The sequence below is a fragment of the Pseudomonas sp. LPB0260 genome (assembly GCF_013388395.1).
On record NZ_CP058247.1, the window covers coordinates 3575168 to 3601497 of the forward strand.

Annotated in this window: 17 protein-coding genes; 12 read left to right on the top strand and 5 right to left on the bottom strand. The window is 68.3% G+C overall.

From position 1 onward, the window contains the following. The first annotated feature begins 61 nt into the window (after window positions 1–61). The 3 genes from LPB260_RS16100 to LPB260_RS16110 all read left to right on the top strand — a co-directional run bounded on the left by LPB260_RS16100 (window position 62) and on the right by LPB260_RS16110 (window position 3565). Window positions 62–1339 carry a TRAP transporter large permease gene (locus LPB260_RS16100; protein ID WP_208706826.1) on the top strand — a complete coding sequence of 426 codons (1278 nt, stop codon included), beginning with the start codon at window positions 62–64 and terminating at the stop codon, window positions 1337–1339. A gap of 74 nt (window positions 1340–1413) precedes the next feature. Beyond that, on the top strand, window positions 1414–2427 hold the full coding sequence (locus tag LPB260_RS16105; RefSeq protein ID WP_208706827.1) for a TRAP transporter substrate-binding protein: 1014 nt from the start codon (window positions 1414–1416) through the stop codon (window positions 2425–2427). A 118-nt stretch (window positions 2428–2545) separates the two neighbouring features. Continuing rightward, window positions 2546–3565, top strand: a complete 1020-nt coding sequence (locus LPB260_RS16110; protein WP_208706828.1) for a LacI family DNA-binding transcriptional regulator — start codon at window positions 2546–2548, stop codon at window positions 3563–3565. 13 nt (window positions 3566–3578) lie between these two features. Here the strand turns inward: LPB260_RS16110 and LPB260_RS16115 are convergent, their stop codons facing one another. Both LPB260_RS16115 and LPB260_RS16120 read right to left on the bottom strand, forming a co-directional pair. Beyond that, the gene (locus LPB260_RS16115; protein ID WP_208706829.1) at window positions 3579–4373 is read right to left on the bottom strand and encodes an ABC transporter substrate-binding protein; all 795 of its coding nucleotides are present in this window, start codon (window positions 4371–4373) and stop codon (window positions 3579–3581) included. A 104-nt stretch (window positions 4374–4477) separates the two neighbouring features. Next, window positions 4478–5410, bottom strand: a complete 933-nt coding sequence (locus tag LPB260_RS16120; protein ID WP_208706830.1) for a LysR family transcriptional regulator — start codon at window positions 5408–5410, stop codon at window positions 4478–4480. Window positions 5411–5567: 157 nt separating this feature from the next. Here LPB260_RS16120 and LPB260_RS16125 point away from each other — a divergent pair, with 157 nt between their 5' ends. Next, window positions 5568–6797: an acyl-CoA dehydrogenase gene (locus LPB260_RS16125; RefSeq protein WP_208706831.1), complete on the top strand. Its 1230-nt coding sequence runs from the start codon at window positions 5568–5570 to the stop codon at window positions 6795–6797. Between the two features lie 70 nt (window positions 6798–6867). On the opposite strand, the gene LPB260_RS16130 is transcribed toward LPB260_RS16125, so the two are convergent. The 3 genes from LPB260_RS16130 to xthA form a co-directional block, all read right to left on the bottom strand. Then, entirely contained in the window at window positions 6868–7875 is a 1008-nt protein-coding gene (locus LPB260_RS16130) for a TerC family protein (protein WP_208706832.1), read from the bottom strand. Window positions 7876–8025: 150 nt separating this feature from the next. Then, window positions 8026–9408, bottom strand: coding sequence for a substrate-binding domain-containing protein (locus LPB260_RS16135; RefSeq protein WP_208706833.1), 1383 nt, complete (start codon window positions 9406–9408; stop codon window positions 8026–8028). A gap of 153 nt (window positions 9409–9561) precedes the next feature. Next, window positions 9562–10374 (bottom strand): exodeoxyribonuclease III, encoded by an 813-nt coding sequence (gene xthA, locus LPB260_RS16140; protein ID WP_208706834.1) that lies wholly within the window; start codon window positions 10372–10374, stop codon window positions 9562–9564. Window positions 10375–10521: 147 nt separating this feature from the next. Between xthA and LPB260_RS16145 the strand changes: the two genes are divergently transcribed. The 8 genes from LPB260_RS16145 (at window position 10522) to LPB260_RS16180 (ending at window position 26307) form a co-directional block, all read left to right on the top strand. Then, window positions 10522–11163 (top strand): GNAT family N-acetyltransferase, encoded by a 642-nt coding sequence (locus tag LPB260_RS16145; protein WP_208706835.1) that lies wholly within the window; start codon window positions 10522–10524, stop codon window positions 11161–11163. 79 nt (window positions 11164–11242) lie between these two features. Next, on the top strand, window positions 11243–12967 hold the full coding sequence (locus LPB260_RS16150; protein WP_208709995.1) for an autotransporter assembly complex family protein: 1725 nt from the start codon (window positions 11243–11245) through the stop codon (window positions 12965–12967). Further along, the gene (locus LPB260_RS16155; protein WP_208706836.1) at window positions 12964–16632 is read left to right on the top strand and encodes a translocation/assembly module TamB domain-containing protein; all 3669 of its coding nucleotides are present in this window, start codon (window positions 12964–12966) and stop codon (window positions 16630–16632) included. Before LPB260_RS16150 ends, LPB260_RS16155 begins: the two co-directional genes overlap by 4 nt. A 134-nt stretch (window positions 16633–16766) precedes the next feature. Continuing rightward, complete coding sequence (tpx, locus tag LPB260_RS16160) at window positions 16767–17267, top strand: thiol peroxidase (RefSeq protein WP_208706837.1); 501 nt, start codon at window positions 16767–16769, stop codon at window positions 17265–17267. Between the two features lie 160 nt (window positions 17268–17427). Further along, window positions 17428–18639 carry an MdtA/MuxA family multidrug efflux RND transporter periplasmic adaptor subunit gene (locus LPB260_RS16165; protein WP_208706838.1) on the top strand — a complete coding sequence of 404 codons (1212 nt, stop codon included), beginning with the start codon at window positions 17428–17430 and terminating at the stop codon, window positions 18637–18639. Then, complete coding sequence (locus LPB260_RS16170) at window positions 18636–21734, top strand: MdtB/MuxB family multidrug efflux RND transporter permease subunit (protein ID WP_208706839.1); 3099 nt, start codon at window positions 18636–18638, stop codon at window positions 21732–21734. The genes LPB260_RS16165 and LPB260_RS16170 overlap by 4 nt, the downstream gene beginning before the upstream one ends. Next, window positions 21731–24838 (top strand): efflux RND transporter permease subunit, encoded by a 3108-nt coding sequence (locus LPB260_RS16175; protein ID WP_208706840.1) that lies wholly within the window; start codon window positions 21731–21733, stop codon window positions 24836–24838. Before LPB260_RS16170 ends, LPB260_RS16175 begins: the two co-directional genes overlap by 4 nt. A gap of 8 nt (window positions 24839–24846) precedes the next feature. Beyond that, window positions 24847–26307 carry an efflux transporter outer membrane subunit gene (locus tag LPB260_RS16180; protein ID WP_208706841.1) on the top strand — a complete coding sequence of 487 codons (1461 nt, stop codon included), beginning with the start codon at window positions 24847–24849 and terminating at the stop codon, window positions 26305–26307. Window positions 26308–26330 lie beyond the last annotated feature (23 nt).

Below are 26330 nucleotides of genomic sequence, written 5' to 3' on the forward strand. Positions count from 1 at the left end.
CGGCCATGAGCCACGAATCTTCCCATAACAAGACCGGGCACCGCCCACCGAGGACCCACCGATGACAGTCGCGGTTTTCCTATCCTCCCTGCTGGGCTTCATGGCCTTCGGCATGCCCATCGCCTTCGCCCTGATCCTCACCGGCGCGGTGCTGATGTGGTATCTGGAGTTCTGGGACGTGCAGCTGCTGGCGCAGAACCTGCTGGCCGGCGCCGACAGTTTCCCGTTGCTGGCCGTGCCGTTCTTCATCCTCGCCGGCGAGCTGATGAACGCCGGCGGCATCTCCAAGCGCATCATCGCCATGGCCCAGGCCTTCGTCGGCCACAAGCGCGGCGGCCTGGGCTTCGTCGCCATCGCCGCGGCGGTGCTGCTGGCCAGCATGTCCGGTTCGGCCCTGGCCGATACCGCGGCGTTGGCCACCCTGTTGCTGCCGATGATGCGTCAGCGCGGCTACCCGCTGCATGCCTCGGCCGGCCTGGTGGCCGCCGGCGGCATCATCGCGCCGATCATTCCGCCGTCGATGCCCTTCGTCATCTATGGCGTGGTCACCAACACCTCGATCAGCCAGCTGTTCATGGCCGGCCTGGTGCCGGGGCTGATCATGGGCGGCGGGCTGATTCTCGCCTGGACCCTGATCGCCCGCGGCTTCACCGAACCGACCCCGCCCAAGGCCAGCCGGGCCGAACGCCGCGCGGCCCTGCTCGACGGCGCCTCGGCGCTGATGCTGCCGGTGATCATCGTCGGCGGCCTGCGCTTCGGCATCTTCACCCCGACCGAGGCGGCGGTGGTCGCGGCAGTCTATGCCCTGGGCGTGTCGACCCTGCTGTACCGCGAGCTGAACTGGAGCGCCCTGGTCGAGGCGATGACCCGCGCCAGCCGTACCACCGCCTCGGTGATGTTCCTCTGCGCGGCGGCGACGGTGTCGGCCTACATGGTCACCCTGGCCCAGCTGCCGGACGAGATCGGCGCCATGCTCGGCCCGCTGGCCGACCATCCGCAGCTGCTGGTGGCGGCGATCATGCTGCTGATGATCGCCGTGGGCATGGTTCTGGACCTCACCCCGACCATCCTCATCCTCGCCCCGGTGCTGGCGCCGATCGCGGTCAAGGCCGGCGTCGACCCGGTGTATTTCGGCGTGATGTTCGTGCTGATCGGCTCCATCGGCCTGATCACCCCGCCGGTGGGCACGGTGCTCAACGTAGTCGGCGGCATCGGTCGCCTACGCATGGACGTGCTGGTGCGCGGGGTGATGCCGTTCTTCCTGATCTACCTGGCGATAGTCGTGCTGCTGATCGCCGTGCCTGAAATCGTCACGGTGCCGCTGGCATGGCTGCGCTGAGGCATCTTGCGCAACCCACCCGGGGCCTCCGGTCCCAACCCGTACGCATCCACAACAACAAAGGTACTAGCCCCATGAAACGCTTCCTGATCGCCGGCCTCGCTGCCGCCACCCTGCTTAGCCCGCTGGCCACGCTTACCGCCCAGGCCGACGAGATTCGCTCGCGGATGATCCGCTTCGGTTATGGCCTCAACGAGGACAGCAACCAGGGCCGCGCCGCCAAGCTGCTGGCCGAGGAAGTGGCCAAAGCCTCCGACGGCAAGCTCAAGGTCCGCACCTTCGGCTCCGCCAGCCTCGGCGCCGACAACCAGATGCAGAACGCCCTGATCGGCGGCGCCCAGGAGATGATGGTCGGCTCCACCGCGACCCTGGTCGGCATCAGCAAGGAAATGGCGGTGTGGGATACGCCTTTCCTGTTCAGCAGCGAGCAACAGGCCGACGCCGTGCTCGATGGCCCGATCGGCCGCCAGGTCATGGACAAGCTGGAAGCGCAGGGCCTGGTAGGCCTGGTGTACTGGGAGAACGGTTTCCGCAACATGACCAACAACGTCCGTCCGATCGCCAAGGTCGAGGACTTCTCCGGCATCAAGCTGCGTGTCATGCCCAACCCGGTCTACCTCGAGACCTTCAAGCTGATGGGCGCCAACGCCGTGCCGCTGCCGTTCTCCGAGCTGTTCACCGCGCTCGAGACCAAGGCCGTGGATGGCCAGGAAAACCCCTTCAACACCATCCTCTCGTCGAAGTTCTACGAGGTGCAGAAGTACCTGACCGTGACCAATCACGTGTACAGCCCATGGATCGTCACCGCCTCCAAGCGCTGGTGGGACGGCCTGTCGCAGCGCGAGCAGGCGATCATCCTGCAGGCGGCGATCAAGGCCCGTGACTTCGAGCGCCAGGACACCCGCGCCGAGGCCGCCAAGGCCCTGGCCCAGCTCAAGGCCAACGGCATGCAGGTCAACGAGATCAGTGCCGAGCAGGTCCAGTTGATGCGCGAAATCGCCCAGCCGGCGATCCAGCAGGTGGTCGACACCGTCGGCCAGGAGCTGTTCGACCAGGTCCAGGCCGAGGCTGCCAAGGCCGCTCACTGATGAGTTTTCGCGGGTTACGCCGGGTTTGCCGGTGGTTGCATGCTGCCGGCCCAGGGCGGCGTATCCCGCGCTTTTTTTCAGCTGGTAGAATCGCCGGCTTCTTGTCCAGGGAACTGTCATGAGCCAGCGTCGACGTCGCACCGCCGAACGCGTCACCCTGTCCGATGTGGCCAAGGCCGCCGGCTGCTCGCTGATGTCCGCCTCAAGGGCGCTGTCGCAGCCGGACATGGTCTCCGATGCCCTGCGCGAGCAGGTGATGCGGGCGGTCAAGGAGCTCGGTTACGTGCCCCATTCGGCGGCGCGGGCGCTGGCCAGCTCACGCTCGAATCTGGTCGCGGTGATCATTCCCTCGCTGTCCAACTCGGTGTTCGTCGACACCGCCGAGGCGATCCAGCGGGCGCTGATGCCCGCCGGCTTCGAGGTGATGCTCGGCGTCAGCCACTACCGCGCGGAAGAGGACGAGCGCCTGCTGCGCGCCTACCTGGCGCACCAGCCGGCCGGCCTGCTGCTCACCGGTTTCGAGCGCAGCGATGCGGCGCGAGAGATTCTCGGCGGCTACCGCGGGCCGATCGTCAGCATGATGGAACTGAGCGACGCACCGGACGACTACTGCGTCGGCTTCTCCCAGCAGGAGGCGGGGGCGGCCATGACCCGGGCCCTGATTGCGCGTGGCTACCGGCAGATCGCCTTCGCCGCGGCGCAGCTCGATCCGCGCACCTTGCAGCGCGCCGAAGGCTATCGGCAGGCGTTGCGCGAAGCCGGGCGCCATGACCCGACGCTGGAATTGCTGACCCCCGAACTGTCGTCCATCGGCCTGGGCGCCAGCCTGCTCGACCGCCTGCTGGAACAGTGGCCGCAGATCGATGCGGTGTTCTTCAACAACGACGACCTGGCCCTCGGTGCCCTGTTTCGCGCCCGGCAACTGAACCTGGCGGTACCCCAGCGCCTGGCCATCGCCGGTTTCAACGACCTGCCGGCCGCGGCCTGGGTGCACCCGGCGCTGACCACGGTACGCACCACCCGTGGCAAGGTCGGCGAACTGGCCGCGCAGATGCTGTTGACCCTGATGCGCGGCGAGCAGCCACCCAGCCAGCGAATCGATGTCGGCTTCGAAGTGGTGCTGCGCGACAGCGCCTGAACCCGGCTGCGACCTAGAGCGGCACCGATTCGCCGGCAGGGGCGGCCGACTCCTGCGCCACGGGGCGGGAGGAGCGTTCGAGCAGCCGTGGAATCTCGCCGCTGTCATAGCCCTGCTGAATCACCGCGTTGAACGCCTCGAGAAATTCACCCATGGCCATGCTCTTGTGAAAGCCCAGGTAGTTGGCGTCGCGTTTGAGTGGCTGCGGCAAGGCCAGCAGTTCGCCGGCCCGCTTGCGCAGTACCAGGTCCTGGCCGATGGCCCACTGCAGGCTGGCCAGCCCGGGATTGATCAACGCCGCATCGATTCGCCCGGCCAGCAGTTTCTTCAAGCGCGGCACAGGTCCGTTGTCCTCGATCACCTCGAAGGCCCCGCGGCGGCGAGCCTGCTCGAAATCCTCGCCGAAACTACCACCGGCGCCGAGGCCGACGCGGCGACCCGCCAGGTCGTCCAGGCCGGCGAAGTCGAAGGCCCGGTCCCGGCGCACCACCACCAGCACTTCGTCGTAGAACAGCGGTATCGAATAGTCGAAGATCTGCTGGCGTTCGGCGGTCCAGCTCAGGCCGACGATGCCGGCCTGGTGCTCCCGGGCCATCCAGTAGGCCCGCGCCCAGGGATACAGGTGCAGGGTCAGCTGGTGCTGGGGCAGGGAGGCATCGGCGTAGCTGAGGATATCCACCAGCAGGCCGCTGGGCTGGTCGTTCTGCGCGTAGATCTTGGGAGCACCGTAGTTGTTGCCGACGATGAGCACCTCGCGGGCCTCGGCGGTGCCGAGCAACAAGCAGTAAACCAACAGCAGAGTGCGCATCGAACCTTCCCAAGCAAAGCGCCAGCAAGTCCCCGCACCTTAAGTCATGCCCCGGCGCCTGCCAAGGCGCGTCCGCACGAATGGTCCCATGGCCTGTAGCCAGTTCATGGCGCGGCGGTTTCGAGCTTCCGTTCCTGGGTGGCGACCTGCTGGCAGATTTCGATGATCTGTTCGCGCATCCAGCGGTTGGCGGGGTCCTGGTCGGTGCTTTCATGCCAGTACAGGTGGGTTTCCAGGGTCGGCACGCCGTTGACCGGCAGCTCGACATGGTGCAGCGCGTTGCGCCGGGCGAAGCGCTCGGGCACGGTCATTACCATGTCGGTGCCCTGCATCACGGTGGTGGCCATCAGGTAGTGCTGGGAGCGCAACGCAATCTTGCGCTGGATGCCCAGCTTGCCGAGGGCCAGGTCGACATGGCCGAGGCCGCTGCGGCGGCTGGAAATATGGATGTGGGTCAGGCCCAGGTATTCGTCCAGGCTGATCCTGTCCTTGGCCAGCGGATGGCCGGGACGCATGGCGCAGACGTAGCGGTCCTCCAGCAACTTGACGTGGCGCACCTGCGGGTCGGTATTGAGCGGTGCATCGACGGCGAAATCCAGGCGCCCGGCGGCCAGTTCCTTGGTGGTTTCCCGGCGCTTGGCCAGCATGCTCTCGATCACCAGTTGCGGCGCCAGGCGGCGCAGGCGCTGGAACAGCGCTGGCAGGATCACCGCCTCGGTCAGGTCGGTCATGCTGATGCGGTAGGTCTTGCTCGCCTGGGCCGGATTGAAGGTACGGCTCTCCTGCACCGAGATGCGCAGCTGCTGCAGGGCGCTGCGCACCGGGCCGATGATGTTCTGCGCCATGGGCGTGGGCACCATGCCCTGGGCGGTACGCACGAACAGCGGGTCGTTGAAGGTCTCGCGCAGGCGGGCCAGGGCGTTGGACACGGCCGGCTGGGTGATGCCGACGATCTGCCCGGCACGGGTCAGGTTGGCCTCGGAATAGATGGCATCGAAGACGACGAACAGGTTGAGATCAACTTTGTTGAGATTCATTCCTTGCAGGCTCCGAGGGTTATCCATGGGGGTGGATCATATATCGGTGATGAATGTTTATACACGATGAAAATAGGTTAGATAAATCCATAACCCTGCTCTAGCATCTTTTTCACGTCGTCGAGACTTCATTCAATTCCCGCAAAAAGGTAGCCCCATGGATTTCGCCTACTCCCCCAAGGTTCAGGAACTGCGTGAGCGCGTGAGCGCATTCATGGAGGCCCATGTGTATCCGGCCGAGGCCGTGTTCGAGCAGCAGGTGGCCGAAGGCGACCGCTGGCAGCCGACCGCGATCATGGAGGAGTTGAAAGCCAAGGCCAGGGCCGAGGGGCTGTGGAACCTGTTCCTGCCTGACTCGGAGCTGGGCGCCGGCCTGAGCAACACCGAGTACGCGCCCCTGGCCGAGATCATGGGCAGCTCGCTGATCGGCCCCGAGCCGTTCAACTGCGCCGCGCCGGACACCGGCAACATGGAGGTGCTGGTGCGCTACGGCAGCGAGGCGCAGAAGCGCCAGTGGCTCGAGCCATTGCTCAGCGGCGAGATCCGCTCGGCCTTCGCCATGACCGAGCCGGGCGTGGCGTCCAGCGACGCCACCAACATGGAGGCCAGCGCCGTGCGCCAGGGCGACGAGTGGCTGATCAACGGCCGCAAGTGGTGGACCTCCGGGGCCTGCGACCCGCGCTGCAAGGTGATGATCTTCATGGGCCTGACCAACCCGGATGCGCCGCGTCACCAGCAGCACTCGATGATCCTGGTGCCGATGGACGCCCCCGGAGTCAAGGTGCTGCGCCCGCTGCCGGTGTTCGGCTACGACGACGCGCCCCACGGCCACGCCGAGGTGCTGTTCGACAACGTGCGGGTGCCCTATGAGAACGTCATCCTCGGCGAGGGTCGCGGTTTCGAGATCGCCCAGGGCCGCCTAGGTCCGGGCCGTATCCACCATTGCATGCGCTCGATCGGCATGGCCGAACGCGCCCTCAAGCTGATGTGCGAGCGCGCCGTCGACCGCACCGCCTTCGGCAAACCGCTGGCGCGCCTGGGCGGCAATATCGACCTGATCGCCGACTCGCGCATGGAAATCAACATGGCTCGCCTGCTGACCCTCAATGCGGCCTACATGATGGACACCGTCGGCAACAAGATCGCCGCCAGCGAGATCGCCCAGATCAAGGTGGTGGCGCCCAACGTCGCGCTCAAGGTGATCGACCGCGCCATCCAGATCCACGGCGGCGCCGGGGTGTCCAACGACTTCCCCCTGGCCTACTGGTACGCCATGCAGCGCACCCTGCGCCTGGCCGACGGCCCGGACGAGGTGCACCGCGCGGCGATCGGCAAGTTCGAGATCGGCAAGTACATGTCCCGCGAGGCGATGCAGGCCAGTCGCTGAGCCTGTTTCGCCGCGTCCCCCAAGGCCCGCATGGGCGGGCCTTGCGGTCGCATCCATCGGCGAATCAAGGTCAGCGCTGGCTGTGCTGTCGATCGAGCCTGGCCCGCTCACGGGTCCCGAGCAGGGAGACCAGGACGCCGCCGGCCAGCAGTCCCAGCGTCACGCAAAGAGACAGCAGGGCGGGCACCTCGAACAGATCGTGCAGGAGGATCTTGCCGCCGATGTACATCAACACCAGGGACAGGGCGTACTTGAGGTAGATGAAGCGGTGCATCAGCGCCGCCAGGGCGAAGTACAGCGAGCGCAGGCCGAGGATGGCGAAGATGTTCGAGGTGTAGACGATGAACGGATCCTGGGAAATGGCCAGCACCGCCGGCACGCTGTCCACCGCAAACACCAGGTCGGCCAGCTCGATCAGTACCAGTGCCAGCAGCAGCGGGGTGGCATAGAGCAGTGGCCTGCCGCTGGCCGGGTCGGACAAGCGGACCCAGAAGCGGCCACCGTGGAAGTCATCGCTGACCCGAACATGCCGGCGCAGGAAACGCACCAGGGGGTTCTGCTCCAGGTTCGGGTGCTGCTCGGGTTGCTGCTGACCACGCAGCATCTTGAAACCGCTGAGCAGCAAGAACGCGCCGAACAGGTAGAGCACCCAATCGAAGCGCTGCACCAGCGCCGTGCCCAGGCCGATCATGATGGCCCGCAGCACGATCACCCCGATGATGCCCCAGAACAGCACGCGGTGCTGGTAGCGGCGCGGCACGCCGAAGTAGCCGAGGATCATCGCCATGACAAAGACGTTGTCCATGGACAGCGACTGCTCGACGAGAAAGCCCGTGTAGTACTCCAGTGCCTTGGTGGCGCCCAACTGCAGCCAGATCCAGGCACCGAAGGCCAGGCCGATGCTGAAGTAGCCGCTGTACAGCAGCAGGCTCTCGCGCATCTCGATCACATGCTGATCGCGGTGCAGCACGCCGAGGTCGAGGATCAGCAGGCCGAGGATAAGCACCAGGAAGGCCAGCCAGAACCAACCCGGGGTGCCGAACAGCGGGGTATTGAAAAAAGCCAGTAGAGCGTCCACAAGCCCTCCCTGAATGTCTGCCTGAGTGAAAATCGACTCAGTGACTCCGACATCGCGGTGAGGGCTCACCGCCAGAGGGGCCCGGCGTCACGCAACTATCAGGCTAGCGCTGGCGGCGGTTGCTGCCAAGCCCCGACAGCCTGGCGCTGGTCAATAGACCCAGACTTCGACCCGGCGATTCTTGATTCGTCCCTCATCGCCATCGTTGGCCGCCACCGGCAGTTCGTCGCCGAGGCCGATGATATCGCGGAAGATCACCCCCTGTTTCGCCAGGTCACGCCGCACCGCCATGGCCCGCAGTTTGGACAGCAGCTCGGCGCGCGCGGGGTCGGCCTTGGCGTCGCCGAAGCCGACCAGCACCACCTGGCGCTGCAGCTTGCCCTGGCTTTTCAGGTAGTCGAGCAGTCGCTCGAGGTCGCGTTGGGCCTTGTTGTCGAGCGTGGCGCTGCCCTCGGCGAAGCGAAAGTTCACCGACAGCCGCTTGGCGTCCCGGGCCAGGGCCTGATAGGCGCTGGGCATGGCCTGGTCGGGCGTAACCCGCACGGCTTGCACGGTCTGCGCGATGAAGCCGTTCTGCGCCACTATGGCCTGCCCGCGCGGGCTATGGGCGAAGCGGACCAGTGCCTTGGCCCAGGGGTTCTGCAGGTCCGGCTGGTTGTACAGGAACAGCCGCCGCGACAGCGGGTAGTCCTCGGTGGCGATCAGCGTCTCGCTTGGCGGCATGGCGTGCGAGTCGCCCGCGGCGATCGCCAGGGCCTTGGCCTGGCGGATATAGGGCAGGCCGATGAAGCCGATGCCCTGGGGATCCTGGCTGACCAGATCGGACAGCTGCTCACTGGACTCGAAGCGCTGGGCGTTGGCCGCCAGGGCTTTGCCGTTCGCTGCCAGGACCAGCTCCTTGAAGGTATCGTAGGTGCCGGAGTTGTCGTCGCGCGCATACAGGTTGATCCGCCCGCGCCCGCCACCGAGCTGTGCCCAGTCGTCGATCTCGCCGGCGAATACCCGGGCCAGCTGGTCGGTGCGCAGGGCCGCGATCGGGTTGCTCGGATGCAGGATGATCGCCAGCCCGTCGATGGCGATGATCTGCTCGGCGGCGTGGCTCTTGAGGTTGCCCAGCGCTGCCAGGGCGCTGACTTCGCTGTCCTTGATCGGCCGCGACGAGGCCGCGAGGTCGGCGCTGCCATCGTGCAAGGCGACGAAACCGGTACTGGAGCCGTGGGCAGCCACTTCGATGGTCACCAGGCGGCCATCGCCCGCTCGGCCGCTGATCGACTGTTCGTTCGGTACCGGCCCGGGGCGCACTTCGATCGCGCTCAGGCCCTGCTGCTCGAGCAGCCCCTTGGCCAGCGCCGGGGCGAGTTTCGCGCCGATGGTATTGGAACCCTGGATGCGCAGTACGCTGCGCTCATCCGCCGGGAGCGGCAGGGCGGCGAAGGCCCAGGCGGGCAGCAGGCAGCAGGCGAAGCCGAGCCACAGCCAGGTTGCGACTCGACTGCGGGGTTGACGGGAGCGGGCAGGCTGGGCGCGCGGCATGCGACAGACACCTTGTATGGGTGGATGAGGATGCCGCGACGATAAGACAGAAAGATGACTGTAATGTGACAGTCGAGTGAGAGGCGGGCGCTCTGGACCGGGGCTTGCGGCCGGGCAGCAGTTATCCGGCCGCGAGTCTGAGTCGGCGGCGAATCAGCTCAGCTCCAGCCAGATCGGCGCATGGTCGGAGGGTTTTTCCATGCCGCGCAGCTGGTAATCGATGCCGGCGTCCTTGATCCGCGCCTGCAGGCCCAGGGAGGCGAAAATCACATCGATGCGCAGGCCGCGCTTGGGCTCATCCTCGAAGCCGCGGCTGCGGTAGTCGAACCAGCTGAAACGGTCGTCCACGCTCGGATGGAGCTGGCGGAAACTGTCAACCAGGCCCCAGTTCTTCAGTTCGGCCAGCCATTCGCGCTCCTCCGGCAGGAAGCTGCACTTGCCGGTCTTCAGCCAGCGCAGGCGGTTCGGCTCGCCGATGCCGATGTCGCAGTCCTGCGGGGAAATATTGATGTCACCCATCACCACCAGCGGTTGCTGCGGCTGGAACTGGCTGCGCAGCAGCTGCTGCAGATCGGCGTAGAAGCGCTGCTTGGCCGGGAACTTGAGCGGGTGGTCGCGATTCTCGCCCTGGGGGAAGTAGCCGTTCATCACGGTCACCGGGTTGCCCTGGGCATCGGCGTAGGTACCGTAGATGAAGCGCCGCTGGGCATCCTCGGGGTCATCGGGAAAGCCCTTGTGCAGGGCCAGCGGCGCCTGACGCGAGAGCATGGCGACGCCATAGTGGCCCTTCTGCCCGTGGTAGTGGACGTGGTAGCCAAGCTGGCGGATCTCGGCCTCGGGAAATTGCTCGTCGGCGACCTTGGTCTCCTGCAGGCCGATCACGTCCGGCTGGTGCTTGTCGATCAACGCCGCCAGCTGATGGGGGCGCGCACGCAGTCCGTTGATATTGAAGGAAACTATCTTCATGGGCGGCAGGTCCTGGGGCTTCTGGCTGGAAAGCCGGGGATGCTAGCCGATCCACCCGGCCGGCGGCCAGTCGCCTGGCAGGCACCCGGTAGCGGTGCTACCGTGGGCCTAGACCACGATAACCCAATAACAACAGAGGCCGCGCCTATGTCCAATAGCCCTGCGGAGATTCGCCAGCTCGATGGCGGCTACGCGCGTGAAGCGCGCTCGCTGCTGTATCAGGCCTATCGTCACGAGCCGACCTTCGCCTACCTGTTCGAGGCCGGGCGCAGCGGTTATGACCAGCGGGTACGGGCCACGGTGCGCGAACTGGTCCTGCAGCACTTTCGCGAGGAGCTGCCGGCGCTGGGCCTGTTGATCGATGACCGGCTGGTCGGCATGGCGCTGATCGCACCGCCGCAGCGGCGCATGGACATTACCGAGAGCTGGGCCTGGCGCATGCGCATGCTGCTGACCGCGGGCTTTCGCTGCACCCGGCGCTATCTGGAATACCATGAGGCCGTGCTGGCCTGCCTGCCGCCCGGCGCCTACCACCTGCTGCCGCTGCTCGGCGTGCACCCGGAATTCCAGGGCCAGCACCTCGGCGAGCAGCTGCTCGAGGCCGTGCACAACTGGTGCGCCGAGGACGGCAGCTCCCGTGGCGTGGTACTGGACACCGGCGACGAACACTACCTGGAGTTCTACAAGCGCCAGGGCTACCAGGAGGTCGGCCAGGTGGCGGTCGGGCCGATAGTCGAGCACGTGTTCTTCCATGCCAATCCGCAGCCGGCGGTCAAGGCCAGCGCCTGAACAGCTGACCGCGAAAGCGGCTCGATAGCCGGGGCCGCAGGCTCTGGCCAGGGCCTTCCGTGCTAGCATCGCAGCCATGATCACCCTCACCAGACTCTGCGCCGGCCTGGCGCTGTTGCTGCTCAGTGCGTCCATCCTCGCCGAGGCGCGTTTGGAGGTACGGGTGCAGCCGCCGAACAAGGCGCTGCGCAGCAATATCGAAGGCCATATCGGCAGCCTCGGCGAGCGTGACGCGGAATCCTTGCAGCGCTTTCGCCGGGTGGCCGAGACCCAGACCCGCAAGGCCGTCCAGGCGCTGGGGTACTACCAGGCGCAGATCGCCAGCGAGGTGGTCCCCGGAGAGCCGAACCGCCTGATCATCACCGTGCAGCCTGGCGAACCGGTGCGCCTGCGTCAGGTCACCGTGCGGGTCGAGGGGCCGGCCAGCGAACTGAAGGCCTTTGGCCTGCCCAGCGACGCCCGCTTGCGCAGCGGCGCGGTGCTCAATCATGGTCGCTACGACGCCGCCAAGCGGCATATCCAGAACCAGGCCTCGCGCTACGGCTTCTTTTCCGGGAGCTTCAGCGCCCAGAGCCTGCGTATCGACCCGCGCGCCGGAGTCGCCGACATCGAGCTGGTCTACGCCAGCGGCCCACGCTACCAGTTGGGCTCGGTGAGTTTCAGCGGCGACGCGCCGTTCGACCGCGAGCTGCTCGAGCGCATGCTGCCGTTCGAGTCCGGCAGCCCCTACGATTCCGAACTGATCGCCGAGCTGTACCAGGCGATGCGTGCCAGCGGCTATTTCGAGTCGGTGCGGGTCGACGCCAACCCGGCCAGCGCCGAGGGCCAATCGATTCCGGTCGACGTCCAACTGCAGGTGCGCAAGCCGCGCAGCCTGGGCCTCGGCCTGGGCGTGTCCACCGACGTCGGCGTGCGCGGGCGCGCCAACTGGACGCGCCACTGGGCCAACGCCAAGGGCCACAGCTACGGCGCCGAGATGGAGCTGTCGCAGCCACGGCAGAACGTCGGCCTGTGGTACGACGTACCGCGCGATCCGCCGCTGACCGACAAACTACGTTACGCCGGTGGCTACCAGTACGAGGAGTTGGCCGACACCGACAGCCTCAGCCGGCTGCTGAAGGTCGGCCCGGAATGGCACAGCCGGCTGGACAGCGGCTGGCAGCGGGTGATCTCGCTGAAATGGCAGCACGAGGAATTTCGCCTGGGCGATGACGCCGGACTCAGTACCCTGCTGCTGCCCGGCATCAGCTTCTCCTACCTGCACAGCGACAACCAGCTGGACCCCAACCAGGGTTATCGCCTGCAGTTCGACCTGGCCGCGGCCAAAGAGGGCCTGTTGTCGGATGCCGACGTGGTGCACGGCACCGCGCTGCTCAAGGGCCTTACCACCCTGGCGGACAGACACCGTCTGCTCGGCCGGGTGCACTTCGGCGCTACCGAATCCGGCGGATTCAAGGCGGTGCCACCGTCGCTGCGCTTCTTCGCCGGTGGCGACCAGAGCGTGCGCGGCTACGACTACCAGAGCCTGTCACCGGAGAACGCCGAGGGCGACAAGATCGGCGGCCGCTACCTGTTCGCCGCCAGCGCCGAGTATCAATACAGCCTGACCGAGCGCTGGCGCCTGGCGACCTTCATCGACCAGGGCAACAGCTTCAACTCATTGGACTTCTCCGGCCTCAAGAGCGCAGTGGGCTTCGGCCTGCGCTGGGTATCGCCGGTCGGCCCGCTGCGCCTCGACCTGGCCCACCCGCTGGATGACCAGGGCGGCGTGCGCCTGCACTTCTCCATGGGCCCGGAACTATGAAGCCAGCTCTGCGCTACAGCCTGTACGGCCTGCTCGGGGGCATCGGCCTGACGCTGCTGGCGCTGCTCTGGGTGCTCGCCAGCCAGGCCGGCAGCCGCTGGGCCCTGGCCCAGGTGCCGGGGCTGCAGGTCGAGGGATTCGAAGGTCGCCTAGGCGGTAGGTGGCAGGCCGAGAGCCTGGGTTGGCAGCAGGACGACAGCCGCCTGCAGGTGTCCAGGCCGCTGCTGGCGTGGTCGCCGGGCTGCCTGTGGCGTCTGACCCTGTGTATCGAGCACCTGCAGGCCGAGCGCATCGAGCTGTCGCGGCCGCCGAGCGAGGAGGGCGCCACCCGGTCCCCTGGCCTGCCCGAACTCGAGCTGCCGCTGGCCGTGCAGGTGGCCGAACTGCGTATCGGCAGCCTGCAGATCGACGGAGTCGAGCAGCTGCAAGGCCTGCAGCTGACGGCGCACTGGCTGGCCGATGGCCTGCAGATCGACCTGCTGCGGGTGCAACGGGGCGAGCTGCTGCTCGAGCTGCAGGGCCGCCTGCAGCCCCGCGGCGCCTGGCCGCTCAGCGCCAGCGGGCGGCTGCGACTGCCGGCCCCCGAACAACGCGAATGGTCACTGGCCCTGCAGGTGGAGGGCGATCTGCTCGACCGGCTGGGCCTGAGCGCCGACAGCGCCGGCTATCTGCAGGGGCGCCTGAGCGGCGAGGTGCAGCCCCTGGCGGAGAACCTGCCGGCGACCCTGCAGCTGGTCGCCGATGGCTTCGTGGCCAGCGCCGAACTGCCGCAAACCCTGCGCTTGGACAAGCTCACGCTGAAGGCTGGCGGCGACCTGGCGGCCGGCTACCGGGTCGAAGGCAGCGCCGAGCTGCCGGGCGAGGGCGGCCCCCTGGCGCTGGCGCTGAGCGGACGGGTGGATGGCAACGGCGCCGAGGTGGCGAACCTGAGCCTCAGCGCCGACCCCGAGCGGCGCCTGCAGCTGAGCGGTCGGCTGGACTGGCAAGAGGCTTTGAGCATCGACAGCCGCTTCGACTGGCAGGACTTCCCCTGGCGTCGCCTGCTGCCCCAGGTCGAGGAGCCGCCGGTGAGCCTGCGCCAGCTGCAGGGTGAACTGGCCTACCAGGGCGGCAACTACCTCGGCCATTTCACCGCGCAATTGCAGGGGCCGGCCGGGCCTTTCAGCCTGCAGAGCCCGCTCAGTGGCGATACGCGACAGCTGTTCCTGCCCGATCTGCTGCTGCAGGCCGGCCAGGGCCAGGCCGGCGGCCAGCTCACCCTGGGCTTCGCCGAAGGCCTGAGCTGGGAGGCCCGGCTGCAGCTGAGCGATCTGGACCCGGCCTACTGGCTGGCCGAGCTGCCCGGACAGCTGGCCGGTGCGCTGCACAGCAACGGCAGGCTGCAGGACGGACGCCTGAGCCTGGAGGCGGACCTCGACCTGGCCGGGCGCCTACGTGGCCAGCCGGCGCGCCTGCAAGCCCAGGGCCGCGGCGCCGGCGCACAGTGGTCGCTGCCCCAGATCGACCTGCGCCTGGGCGACAACCGGATCCACGGCAGCGCCGAGCTGCAGGAGCGTCTCAGCGGGCAACTGCAACTGGCGCTGCCGCAACTGGCCCAGCTGTGGCCGCGGCTGCGCGGGCAACTGCAAGGCCAACTGGCGCTGGCCGGCAGCCTGCAGGCGCCCCAGGGGCAGCTGCAGGCGGAGGGCTGGCAGCTGGCCTTCGCCGATCAGCGCCTGCAGCAGCTACAACTGGATGCCCGACTCGATGCCGCGCAGCGGGCGCGCATCGAGCTGCAAGCCGACGGCATCGCCCTTGGCGAGACCGACTTCGGGCGCTTGAGCGCCACTGCCCAAGGCGACCCGCGACGCCAACAACTGGAGCTGCAACTCGACGGACCGCTGCTGCAGAGTGCCCTGGCCGTGGCCGGCGAGTTGAAGAACGGCAACTGGCGGGGTCAATTGCGCAGCGGCGAAGTGCGCAGCGGCGGCCAGGACTGGCGCCTGCAGCAGCCGGCCAGCCTGGTGCGCCAGGCCAACGGCCGCATCGAACTGGGCGCGCACTGTTGGCGCTCCGGCGACGCCAGCCTGTGCGGCGAGGCGCAACGGCTGCTGCCCGAGCCGAAGATCCGCTATCGCCTGGCCGACTTCCCCCTGGCCAGCCTGAGTCCCTGGCTGCCCAAGGACCTCGACTGGCAGGGTCAACTGGATGCCGAGATCGCCCTGGACCTGCCGGCGGCCGGGCCGCGCGGCCGGGTCAGCGTGGATGCCGGCCGCGGCAGCTGGCGCATTCGCGATCAGCAGCAGTGGCTGAGCTTCGCCTACGACGAACTGCGCCTGGACAGCCAGCTGAGCCCCGCGAGCATCGACACCCGCCTCGAATTGCGCGGGCCGAAGCTCGGCCAGCTGTCGCTACAGGCGCTGATCGACCCGCGCCCGGCGAGCAAGCCGCTGTCCGGCAGCTTCGATCTGCGCGGGCTTGACTTGGCATTGGCGCGGCCCTTCGTGCCACGGGTCGAGCAGCTGAGCGGACGCCTGGAGGGCAGCGGCACCCTGGGCGGCCTGCTATTGGCGCCCAAGGTCGACGGCCGCCTGCAGCTCAGCGACGGCGAGATCAGCGGCGGAGCGTTGCCGACCAACGTGCGCGACCTGCAGCTGCAGGCGCGGATCGCCGGCGAGCGCCTGCAACTCGACGGCGGCTGGCGCAGCGGCGAGCAGGGCCGCGGCGAGCTCGGTGGCGAACTGACCTGGGACGATGGCCTGCGCGGGCAACTGCAGGTGCGCGGCACGCGCCTGCCGGTCAGCGTCGAGCCCTATGCCGAGCTGGAAGTCGAGCCGGACCTGCGCCTGCGCCTGGACGCCGAGCAGCTGTCCCTGGCCGGCCGGGTGGCGATCCCGCGCGGGCAGATCCAGATCCGAGAACTGCCGCCATCCACGGTGCAGGTATCCGATGACGCGGTGATCGTCGGCGAGGACAGGCCGTCCCGCCGGGCACCCGCCATAGCCATGGATATCGACGTCGAGGTCGGCCAGGAGCGCCTGAGTTTCCAGGGCTTCGGCCTCAAGGCCGACCTGGCGGGGCGCGTGCATGTGGGCGACGACCTCGACACCCGCGGCGAGCTAAACCTTAACAACGGGCGCTTCCGCGCCTATGGCCAACGCCTGACCATCCGCCGCGCCCGGCTGCTGTTCGCCGGGCCGATCGACCAGCCGTTCCTCGATATCGAGGCGATCCGTCGGGTCGACCAAGTGGTCGCCGGCCTGCGCCTGAGCGGTCGCGCCGACCAGCCCAGCAGCGAGGTGTTCTCCGAGCCGGCGATGAGCCAGGAGCAGGCACTGTCCTACCTGGTGCTCGGCCGACCGCAGGGCCAGGGCACCGGCGACAACAACCTGCTGGCCCAGGCGGCCCTGGCCATGGGCCTGGCCAGCAGCGCGTCGCTGACCGGCAGCCTGGCCAAGAGCCTGGGCATCGAGGATTTCCAGTTGGACAGCGAGGGCAGCGGGGTGACCACCAGCGTGGTGGCCAGCGGCAACCTGTCCGAGCGCCTGAGCCTGCGTTACGGCGTCGGCGTGTTCGAGCCGGCCAATACCCTGGCGCTGCGTTACCAGCTGAGCAAACGGCTCTACCTGGAGGCCGCCAGCGGCCTGGCCAGCTCCCTGGACCTGTTCTACCGCCGCGACTTCTAGGCTTGCCGCTCGGGTCGATAGGGGTCAAGCTGGGCTGGGAGCGGTATCAGCTCCTCGATCGGTCCGCGCAGCCGCAAGCCGGTCAAGCGCTCGGCACGGCATCCGCCCTTAAACATTGCAGAAGGATTACCCACATGGCGCAAGTCACCCTCAAAGGCAACCCGGTTCACGTCGACGGCCAGCTGCCGCAAGCCGGCCAGCAAGCACCGGCCTTCACCCTGGTCGGCAACGGCCTGGCCGACGTCAGCCTGGCCAGCCTGGCCGGCAAGCGCAAGGTGCTGAACATCTTCCCCAGCGTCGACACGCCGACCTGCGCCACCTCGGTGCGCAAGTTCAACGCCGAAGCCAGCAAGCTGGCCAACACCGTCGTGCTCTGCGTGTCTGCCGACCTGCCGTTCGCCCAGGCGCGCTTCTGCGGCGCCGAAGGCCTGGAGAACGTGATCAACCTGTCGACCATGCGCGGTGCCGAGTTCCTCAAGAACTACGGCGTGGCCATCGCCGACGGCCCGCTGGCCGGGGTTGCCGCCCGCGCCGTGGTGGTGCTGGACGAGAACGACAAGGTCCTGCACAGCGAGCTGGTCGCCGAAATCGCCGAGGAGCCGAACTACGAGGCGGCCATGGCGGTGCTCAAGTAACGCCCGGCAGCTTCAACCCAACGGCTTACCTCGGTAAGCCGTTTTTGTTGAGGGGCCAGGGAGTTGCCAAGGTAAGGCGCAGGTAAATAGGCGGTAAAGAGGCTTTGCTTCGCTGCTGCGCCTGCTTATCGTTCGGGCTCGCCAAGGAAGTGACCCCAGCATGCCCGAGACCTCCGCAACCTCCCGCTCCCCGCGCCACCCGCTCCGGTGGCCGATCGGCCTGCTCCTGCTGGCCGCCATCCTTGTCCTCATCTGGTGGTTCTGGCCGGCCAAGCCCGAGCCTCGCGGCGCCGGCCATTGGCGCGACGGTGGTCCGGTGCCGGTACGCATCGCCCAGGTCCGGCGCGGCGACTTTCCGATTCTGCTCAAGGCCCTGGGCACGGTGACGGCCTACAACCGGGTCGAGGTACGGGCGCGGGTCGCCGGCGAGCTGCTCGAGTTGCGCTTCGACGAGGGCCAGCGGGTCAAGGCCGGCGAGCTGCTCGCGCTGATCGATCCGCGCCCCTACGAGGTCGCCCTGCAGCAGGCCCTGGGCGTGCAGCAGCAGAACCAGGCGCAGCTGCGCAACGCCGAGATCGACCTGGCCCGCTACCGCGGCCTGTACGCCGAGGACTCCATCGCCAAGCAGACCCTAGATACCCAGCAGGCACTGGTCGATCAGTACCGCGGCATCCTCAGGAGCAACCAGGCGGCCGTCGCCGAAGCGCGCCTGAACCTCGACTTCACCCAGGTCCGCGCGCCCATCGACGGGCGCCTGGGCCTGCGCCAGGTGGACGCCGGCAACCTGCTCGGCTCGAACGACGCCCTGCCGCTGGTGGTGATCACCCAGACCCAGCCGATCTCGTTGCTGTTCACCCTGCCGGAGGCCCAATTGCCTGCCGTGCTGCGCCAGCATCGCAGCGGCCAAGCGCTGCGGGTCGAGGCCTGGGACCGCAGCGAGCGGGTCAAGCTGGCGGACGGCGAGCTGGACAGCCTGGACAACCTGATCGACACCGCCACCGGCACGCTGAAGCTCAAGGCGCGCTTCGCCAACGCCGAGGAAAGCCTGTTTCCCAACCAGTTCGTCAACGTGCGCCTGCATGTGGAGACCCGCGAGCAGGTCCTGCTGATCCCCGCGGCGGCGCTGCAGCACGGCGCGCGCGGGACCTTCGTCTATGTGGTCGATGAGCAGGACAAGGTGCACGTCCGGGCGGTGGTCGCCGGGCCCAGCGATGGCCAGCTGACGCTGATCGAGGAGGGCGTCGAGGCCGGCGAGCGCCTGGTGCTGGAAGGCACCGACCGCCTGCGTGACGGCAGCCCGGTCGAGGTACTTGAGGAGCAGCCGGCAGCGGCCGGCGGGCAGGGCACAGCCGCGGCGCGGCAAGACGTATGAACGCCTCGCGCCTGTTCATCCTGCGCCCGGTCGCCACCACCCTGATCATGCTGGCGATCTTCCTCAGCGGCCTGATCGCCTACCGCCTGCTGCCGGTCTCGGCCCTGCCGGAGGTGGACTACCCGACCATCCGCGTGCTGACGCTCTATCCCGGGGCCAGCCCCGAGGTGATGGGCAGCGCCGTGACCGCGCCGCTGGAGCGCCAGTTCGGCCAGATGGCCGGTTTGCAGCAGCTGTCCTCGAGCAGTTCCGGCGGCGCCTCGGTGATCACCCTGCGCTTCAACCTCGACGTTGCGCTGGACGTCGCCGAGCAGGAAGTGCAGGCGGCGATCAACGGCGCCAGCAACCTGCTGCCGGCCGACCTGCCGGCGCCGCCGGTGTACAACAAGGTCAACCCGGCCGACTCACCGGTGCTGACCCTGGCGGTCAGCTCCACGAGCTTGCCGCTGCCCCAGGTGTTCGACCTGGTCGACACCCGCCTGGCGCCGAAACTGGCGCAGACCAGCGGCGTCGGCCTGGTCACCCTGGCCGGCGGCCAGCGCCCGGCGGTGCGCATTCGCGTCAACCCCGAGGCCCTGGCCGCGTATGGCCTGAACGTGGCCGACGTGCGCGCGCTGATCGGCGCCAGCAACGTCAACCAGCCCAAGGGCAACTTCGACGGACCGACCCGGGTTTCCCAGCTGGACGCCAACGACCAGCTGAGGTCCGCCTCGGAATACGCCGAGCTGATCCTCAGCTACCAGAACGGCGCGGCGCTGCGCCTGGGCGATGTCGCCGAGGTGGTCGATGGCGTCGAGAACCAGCGCCTGGCGGCCTGGGCCGACCGCAACGCCGCGGTGCTGGTGAATATCCAGCGCCAACCCGGCGCCAATGTGATCGAGGTGGTCGAGCGCGTGCAGGCGCTGCTGCCGAGCCTCACCGCGGGGCTGCCGGCCAGCGTCGAAGTCAGGGTGCTCAGCGACCGCACCCAGACCATCCGCGCCGCGGTGCGCGACGTGCAGTTCGAGCTGCTGCTGGCGGTCGCCCTGGTGGTGCTGGTGACCTTCCTGTTCCTGCGCAAGCTGGCGGCCACGGTGATTCCGTCGATCGTCGTGCCGCTGTCGCTGGTCGGCACCTTCGGCCTGATGTACCTGGCCGGCTTCACCCTCAACAACCTGACCCTGATGGCCCTGACCATCGCCACCGGCTTCGTGGTGGACGACGCCATCGTCATGCTGGAGAACATCGCCCGCCACCTGGAGGCCGGCGAGACGCCACTCAATGCCGCGCTCAAGGGCGCCCGGCAGATCGGCTTCACCCTGGTCTCGCTGACCCTGTCGCTGATCGCGGTGCTGATCCCGCTGCTGTTCATGGCCGACGTGGTGGGGCGGCTGTTCCGCGAGTTCGCCATCACCCTGGCGGTGGCCATCCTGATTTCCCTGGCGATCTCCCTGAGCCTGACGCCGATGATGTGCGCACGCCTGCTCAAGCACGAGCCAGCGGCCGAGCAGGGGCGCTTCTACCGGGCCAGCGGGGCGTGGATCGACGCCCTGATCGCCCGCTACGGCCTGGCCTTGCAGTGGGTGCTCGGGCGCCAGGCGCTGACCCTGCTGGTGGCCGTGGCCACCCTGGGCCTGACCGTGGTGCTGTACCTGGCCGTGCCCAAGGGCTTCTTCCCGGTGCAGGACACCGGGCTGATCCAGGGCATCTCCGAGGCGCCGCAGGCGATTTCCTTTGGCGCCATGAGCGAGCGCCAGCAACGCCTGGCCGAGGTGATCCTGCGCGACCCGGCGGTGGCCAGCCTGGCGTCCCATATCGGCGTCGACGGCGACAACCCGACGCTCAACAGCGGCCGCCTGCTGATCAACCTCAAGCCCCATGCCCAGCGCGATGTCAGCGCCAGCCAGGTGATCGAGCGGCTGCGCCCGCAGCTGGCCCGCCTCAGCGGCATCGAGCTGTACCTGCAGCCGGTGCAGGACCTGAGCATCGAGGACAAGGTCAGCCGCACCCAGTACCAGTTCAGCCTGGAGTCGCCGGACCAGGCACTGCTGGAGCAGTGGACGAGCACCCTGGTCGACGCCTTGCGCCAGCAGCCGCAGCTCGCGGACGTCGCCAGCGACCTGCAGAGCCGCGGCCTGCAGGTCTACCTGACGATCGACCGCGATACTGCCGGGCGCCTCGGGGTGAGCATCGCCGACATCGATGCGGCGCTGTATGACGCCTTCGGCCAACGGCAGATCTCCACCATCTACACCCAGGCCAGCCAGTACCGCGTGGTGCTCGAGAGTCAGGACGGCGGGCGCCTGGGGCCGGCGGCGCTGGACCAGATCCATGTCGCCGGGGCAGACGGCCAGCAGATCGCGCTGACCGCCCTGGTGCGGGTCGAGGAGCGCGCCACCAGCCTGCTGGTCAACCGAATCGGCCAGTTCCCGGCGGCGACCCTGTCGTTCAACCTGGGCGAAGGCGTGGCCTTGGGCGAGGCGGTGGCGGTCATCGAGCGGGTGCAGCAGCAGATCGGCCTGCCGGCCGGGGTGCAGAGCCGCTTCCAGGGCGCCGCCCAGGCCTTCCGCGCCTCGCTGTCGAGCACCCTGCTGCTGATCCTGGCGGCCATCGTCACCATGTACATCGTGCTCGGCGTGCTCTACGAGAGCTATATCCACCCGATCACCATCCTCTCGACCCTGCCCTCGGCCGGCGTCGGCGCCTTGCTCGCGCTGCTGCTGACCGGCAACGACCTGGGGCTGATCGCGGTCATCGGCATCATCCTGCTGATCGGCATCGTCAAGAAGAACGCCATCATGATGATCGACTTCGCCCTGGAAGCCGAACGCCAGCAGGGCATGGCGCCCGAGGCGGCGATCTACCAGGCCGCGCTGCTGCGTTTCCGGCCGATCCTGATGACCACCCTGGCGGCGCTGTTCGGCGCCATCCCGCTGATGCTGGCCAGCGGCTCCGGCGCCGAGCTGCGCCAGCCCCTGGGCCTGGTGATGGTCGGCGGCCTGCTGCTCAGCCAGTTGCTCACGCTGTTCACCACGCCGGTGATCTACCTGTACTTCGATCGCCTGGCGCGGCGCCTGAGCGGTCGCAGTGCGGCGGGGCTGGCGGTGGAGCCATGAACCTCTCGGCGCCGTTCATCCGCCGGCCGGTGGCGACCCTGCTGCTGAGCCTGGCCATCGTCCTGCTCGGCGCCGTGAGCTTCGGCCTGCTGTCGGTGGCGCCGCTGCCGCAGATGGATTTTCCCACCATCACCGTGCAGGCCAGCCTGCCGGGGGCCAGCCCTCAGGTCATGGCCGCCACGGTGGCCACGCCGCTGGAGCGCTCGCTCGGCACCATCGCCGGGATCAGCCAGATGAACAGTCGCAGCAGCCAGGGCAGCACGCGGATCATGATCCAGTTCGACCTGGACCGGGACATCAACGCCGCCGCCCGCGAGGTGCAGGCGGCGATCAATGCCGCCCGCGAGCTGCTGCCCAGCGGCATGCGCAGCATGCCCAGCTACCGCAAGCTCAACCCCTCCCAGGCGCCGATCATGGTCCTGGCCCTGACCTCGGAGGTGCTGAGCAAGGGCCAGCTGTACGACGTCGCCGCGACCCTGCTGGCGCAGAAGCTGTCCCAGGTCGGCGGCGTCGGCGAGGTGCAGGTCGGCGGCAGCTCGCTGCCGGCGGTGCGCGTGGCCCTCGAGCCGCGCCTGCTGGAGCAGCATGGCATCGCCCTGGACGAGGTGCGCCAGGCGATCGCCGCGGCCAACGTCAAACGGCCCAAGGGTGCCCTGGAGGACGCCGAGCGCCACTGGCAGATCCAGGCCAGCGACCAGCTGGAGACGGCCGCCGACTTCGCGCCGCTGATCATCCGCCAGCAGGATGGCGCGATTCTGCGCCTGGGCGACGTGGCGAACCTCAGCGACGGGGTCGAAGACCGCTACAACAGCGGTTTCTACAACGACGCCAGCGCCGTGCTGCTGGTGATCAACCGGCAGAGCGGGGCGAATATCCTCGAAACCATCGCCGCCATCCGCGCCGAGCTGCCGGCGCTGCGCGCGGTGATGCCGGCCAGCGTCGAGCTGCAGGTGGCCATGGATCGCTCGCCGGTGATCCGCGCCACCCTGCACGAGGCCGAGCGCACCCTGCTGATCGCCGTGGCCCTGGTGATCCTGGTGGTATTCGTCTTCCTCGGTCGCTGGCGCGCGGCGCTGATCCCGGCGCTGGCGGTGCCGGTGTCGCTGGTCGGCACCTTCGCCGCCATGTACCTGCTGGGCTTCTCCCTGAACAACCTGTCGCTGATGGCGCTGATCATCGCCACCGGCCTGGTGGTGGACGATGCGATCGTGGTGCTGGAGAACATCTCCCGGCATATCGAGGCGGGCGAGACGCCCCTGGCCGCGGCCTTCAAGGGCGCGCGCGAGGTGGGCTTCACCCTGCTGGCGATGAACCTGTCGCTGGTCGCGGTGTTCATCTCCATCCTGTTCATGGGCGGCCTGGTCGAGCGGCTGTTCCGCGAGTTTTCCCTGACCCTGGCGGTGGCCATGGTGATCTCCCTCCTGGTGTCCCTGACCCTGACGCCCATGCTCTGCGCGCGTTGGCTCAAGGCCGAGGGGCACGCCCGCCCGGCGAACGCGCTGCAGCGCCTCGGCGCCCGGCTGCAGGCGCGCCTGCTGGCCTGTTACCGCTCCAGCCTGGACTGGGCCCTGCGCCATTCGCTGCTGACGCTGCTGAGCCTGCTGGCGACCATCGCGCTGAATGTCTTCCTGTTCTTCAGCGTGCCCAAGACCCTGCTGCCGCAGCAGGACAGCGGCCAGCTGATCGGCTTCATCCGCGGCGACGACGGCCTGTCGTTCCAGGTCATGCAGCCGAAGATGGAAACCTACCGGCGCGCCCTGCTGGCCGACCCGGCGGTGGACAGCGTGGCCGGCTTCATCGGTGGCAACAGCGGCATCAACAATGCCTTCATCATCGTGCGGCTCAAGCCCATCGGCGAACGCCGGCTGTCCGCCCAGGCGGTGATCAACCGCCTGCGCCAGGAGTTGCCGAAGGTCGCCGGCGGCCGGCTGTTCCTGATCCCCGACCAGGACCTGCAGTTCGGCGGGCGCGAGGGGCGCAGCTCGGAGAACGAGTACCAGCTGCTGTCCGCCGACCTGGATCTGCTGCGCGCCTGGCTGCCCAAGGTGCGCGACGCCCTGCGGGCGCTGCCCGAACTGACCGACATCGACGCCCAGGAAGGCGAGGGCGCCCAGCAGATCCGCCTGGTCGTCGACCGCGCCGCGGCCAAGCGCCTGGGGGTGGACATGAGCCTGGTCACGGCGCTGCTCAACAACGCCTTCAGCCAGCGTCAGGTGTCGACCATCTACGCCAACCTCAATCAGTACAGCGTGGTGCTGGAGATCAACCCGCAGTACGCCCGGCACCCCGAGGCCCTCGACCAGATTCAGGTGATTACCGGCGCCGGCGCGCGGGTGCCGCTGTCGAGCTTCGCCCACTGGGAGCGCAGCATCGAGGAGGACCGGGTCAACCACCAGGGCCAGTTCGCCGCCGAGAACATCGGCTTCTCCCTGGCCGAAGGGGTGAGCCTGGAGCAGGCCAGCGCCGCCATCGCGCGCAGCGTGGCGCGGCTCAACCTGCCGAGCGAGGTGCAGGGCGTGCTCGGCGGCACGGGTGCGGCCTTCCAGCAGACCCAGCAGAACCAGCCGTGGATGATCCTGCTAGCACTGGCGGTGGTGTACATCGTGCTGGGCGTGCTCTACGAGAGCTACGTCCACCCGCTGACCATCCTTTCGACCCTGCCGTCGGCCGGGGTCGGTGCGCTGCTGGCGTTGCAGCTGGTCGGCGGCGAGTTCAGCCTGATCTCGCTGCTGGGCCTGTTCCTGCTGATCGGCATCGTCAAGAAGAACGCCATCCTGATGATCGACCTGGCCCTGCAACTGGAGCGCAGCGAAGGGCTCAGCCCGCAGGAGTCGATCCGTCGCGCCTGCCTGCTGCGCTTCAGGCCGATCATCATGACCACCCTGGCGGCGCTGCTCGGTGCCTTGCCGCTGCTGCTGAGCGGCACCGAGGGCGCGGAGATGCGCCAGCCCCTGGGCATCACCATCGTCGGCGGGCTGATCCTCAGCCAGCTGCTGACCCTCTATACCACCCCGGTGGTCTACCTCTATCTCGATCGCCTGCGTCACCGCGTCAACCGCTGGCGCGGCGTGCGCAGCGATGCTGCCCTGGAAACCCCGCTATGAGTGCTTCGATGCCCGGCAAAGCCCCCCTGACCGCGATCGTCCTGAGCCTGCTGCTGGCCGGCTGTACCCTCGGCCCGGACTACCAGCGCCCGCCACTGGCCACGCCGGCGCAGTTCAAGCAGATCGACGGCTGGACCCTGGCCGCCCCCGGCGATGCCCTGGCCCGTGGCAACTGGTGGACGCTCTATGGGGACGAGGCACTCAACCGCCTGGTCGATCGCCTGAACCTGTCCAACCAGAACCTCGCCGCCGCCGAGGCCCAGTATCGCCAGGCCCGAGCGCTGGCCCGCGGTACCCGGGCGGCGCTCTATCCCAGCCTGTCCGGCAGCGCCGCTGTCAGCCGGGGCGGGCAGGGCGCCGGGCAATCGCTCGGCGCAGGCGGGTCGGCGGCTGCCGGCGTTGTCGACAGCTACCAGTTGAGCCTAAACGCCGCCTGGGAGCTGGATGTCTGGGGCAAGTTGCGCCGCGCCCTGCAGGTTAGCCAGGCCGCGTACCAGGCCAGCGCCGCCGACCTCGCCGCCCTGCGCCTCAGCCAGCAGGCCGAGCTGGTGCAGAACTACCTGCAGCTGCGCGTGCTGGACGAACAGCAACGCCTGCTGGAAGCCACGGTCGGCGCCTACGCCCGTTCGCTGAAGCTCACCGAGAACCAGTACCGCGCCGGCATCGTGTCCAGGTCGGACGTCAGCCAGGCGCTGACCCAGCTCAGGAGCACCGAGGCCCAGGCCCTCGACCTGCAATGGCAGCGCGCCCAGCTGGAGCACGCCATCGCCGTGCTGGTCGGCGTGCCACCGAGCGAGCTGCAGATCGCCAAGCAAACGCGACTGCCGGCGCTGCCGCAGATACCGGTGGCGCTGCCCTCGCAACTGCTCGAACGCCGCCCCGACATCGCCGCGGCCGAGCGCCGGGTGATGGCCGCCAATGCCGAAATCGGTGTGGCCGAGGCGGCCTGGTATCCGGACCTGACCCTCTCGGCCAGCGGCGGCTACCGTGGCAGTAGCTTCGCCGACTGGGTCAGCCTGCCCAACCGTTTCTGGTCGCTCGGCCCCGAGCTGGCCCTGCGCCTGCTCGACGGCGGCGCCCGGCGCGCCGAGCTGGAGCGCAGCGAGGCCGCTTACGAGCAGACCGTCGCCGACTACCGCCAGACCGTGCTCAGCGGTTTCCGCGAAGTCGAGGACCAGCTGGTGCAACTGCGCGTGCTGGAGCAGGAAGCGCGGGTGCAGCAGGACGCCCTGGATGCCGCCCGCGAGGCGCTACGGCTGATCGAGAACCAGTACAAGGCCGGCACGGTCGATTTCACCAGTGTGGTCAACGTGCAGACCACTGCCTTGGACAACGAACGCAGCAGCCTGACGCTGCTTGGCAGCCGGCTGGACGCCAGCGTGCGATTGATCGCCGCCCTCGGCGGCGGCTGGCAGACGCCGCCCGCTTCCAAGATGGAAGAGGCCCGTGATAGTGTCGGCGAACGCTAGCATTTTGCTATCAATTGCTTGTT

Bases quoted from the DNA above. Each gene is read 5' to 3' on its own strand.
- LPB260_RS16180 (WP_208706841.1), top strand. From the start codon at position 24,847: ATGCCCGGCAAAGCCCCCCTGACCGCGATCGTCCTGAGCCTGCTGCTG.
- LPB260_RS16105 (WP_208706827.1), top strand. From the start codon at position 1,414: ATGAAACGCTTCCTGATCGCCGGCCTCGCTGCCGCCACCCTGCTTAGC.
- LPB260_RS16175 (WP_208706840.1), top strand. From the start codon at position 21,731: ATGAACCTCTCGGCGCCGTTCATCCGCCGGCCGGTGGCGACCCTGCTG.
- LPB260_RS16120 (WP_208706830.1), bottom strand. From the start codon at position 5,410: ATGAATCTCAACAAAGTTGATCTCAACCTGTTCGTCGTCTTCGATGCC.
- LPB260_RS16170 (WP_208706839.1), top strand. From the start codon at position 18,636: ATGAACGCCTCGCGCCTGTTCATCCTGCGCCCGGTCGCCACCACCCTG.
- tpx (WP_208706837.1), top strand. From the start codon at position 16,767: ATGGCGCAAGTCACCCTCAAAGGCAACCCGGTTCACGTCGACGGCCAG.
- LPB260_RS16125 (WP_208706831.1), top strand. From the start codon at position 5,568: ATGGATTTCGCCTACTCCCCCAAGGTTCAGGAACTGCGTGAGCGCGTG.
- LPB260_RS16100 (WP_208706826.1), top strand. From the start codon at position 62: ATGACAGTCGCGGTTTTCCTATCCTCCCTGCTGGGCTTCATGGCCTTC.
- LPB260_RS16165 (WP_208706838.1), top strand. From the start codon at position 17,428: ATGCCCGAGACCTCCGCAACCTCCCGCTCCCCGCGCCACCCGCTCCGG.
- LPB260_RS16155 (WP_208706836.1), top strand. From the start codon at position 12,964: ATGAAGCCAGCTCTGCGCTACAGCCTGTACGGCCTGCTCGGGGGCATC.
- LPB260_RS16115 (WP_208706829.1), bottom strand. From the start codon at position 4,373: ATGCGCACTCTGCTGTTGGTTTACTGCTTGTTGCTCGGCACCGCCGAG.
- LPB260_RS16110 (WP_208706828.1), top strand. From the start codon at position 2,546: ATGAGCCAGCGTCGACGTCGCACCGCCGAACGCGTCACCCTGTCCGAT.
- LPB260_RS16135 (WP_208706833.1), bottom strand. From the start codon at position 9,408: ATGCCGCGCGCCCAGCCTGCCCGCTCCCGTCAACCCCGCAGTCGAGTC.
- LPB260_RS16145 (WP_208706835.1), top strand. From the start codon at position 10,522: ATGTCCAATAGCCCTGCGGAGATTCGCCAGCTCGATGGCGGCTACGCG.
- xthA (WP_208706834.1), bottom strand. From the start codon at position 10,374: ATGAAGATAGTTTCCTTCAATATCAACGGACTGCGTGCGCGCCCCCAT.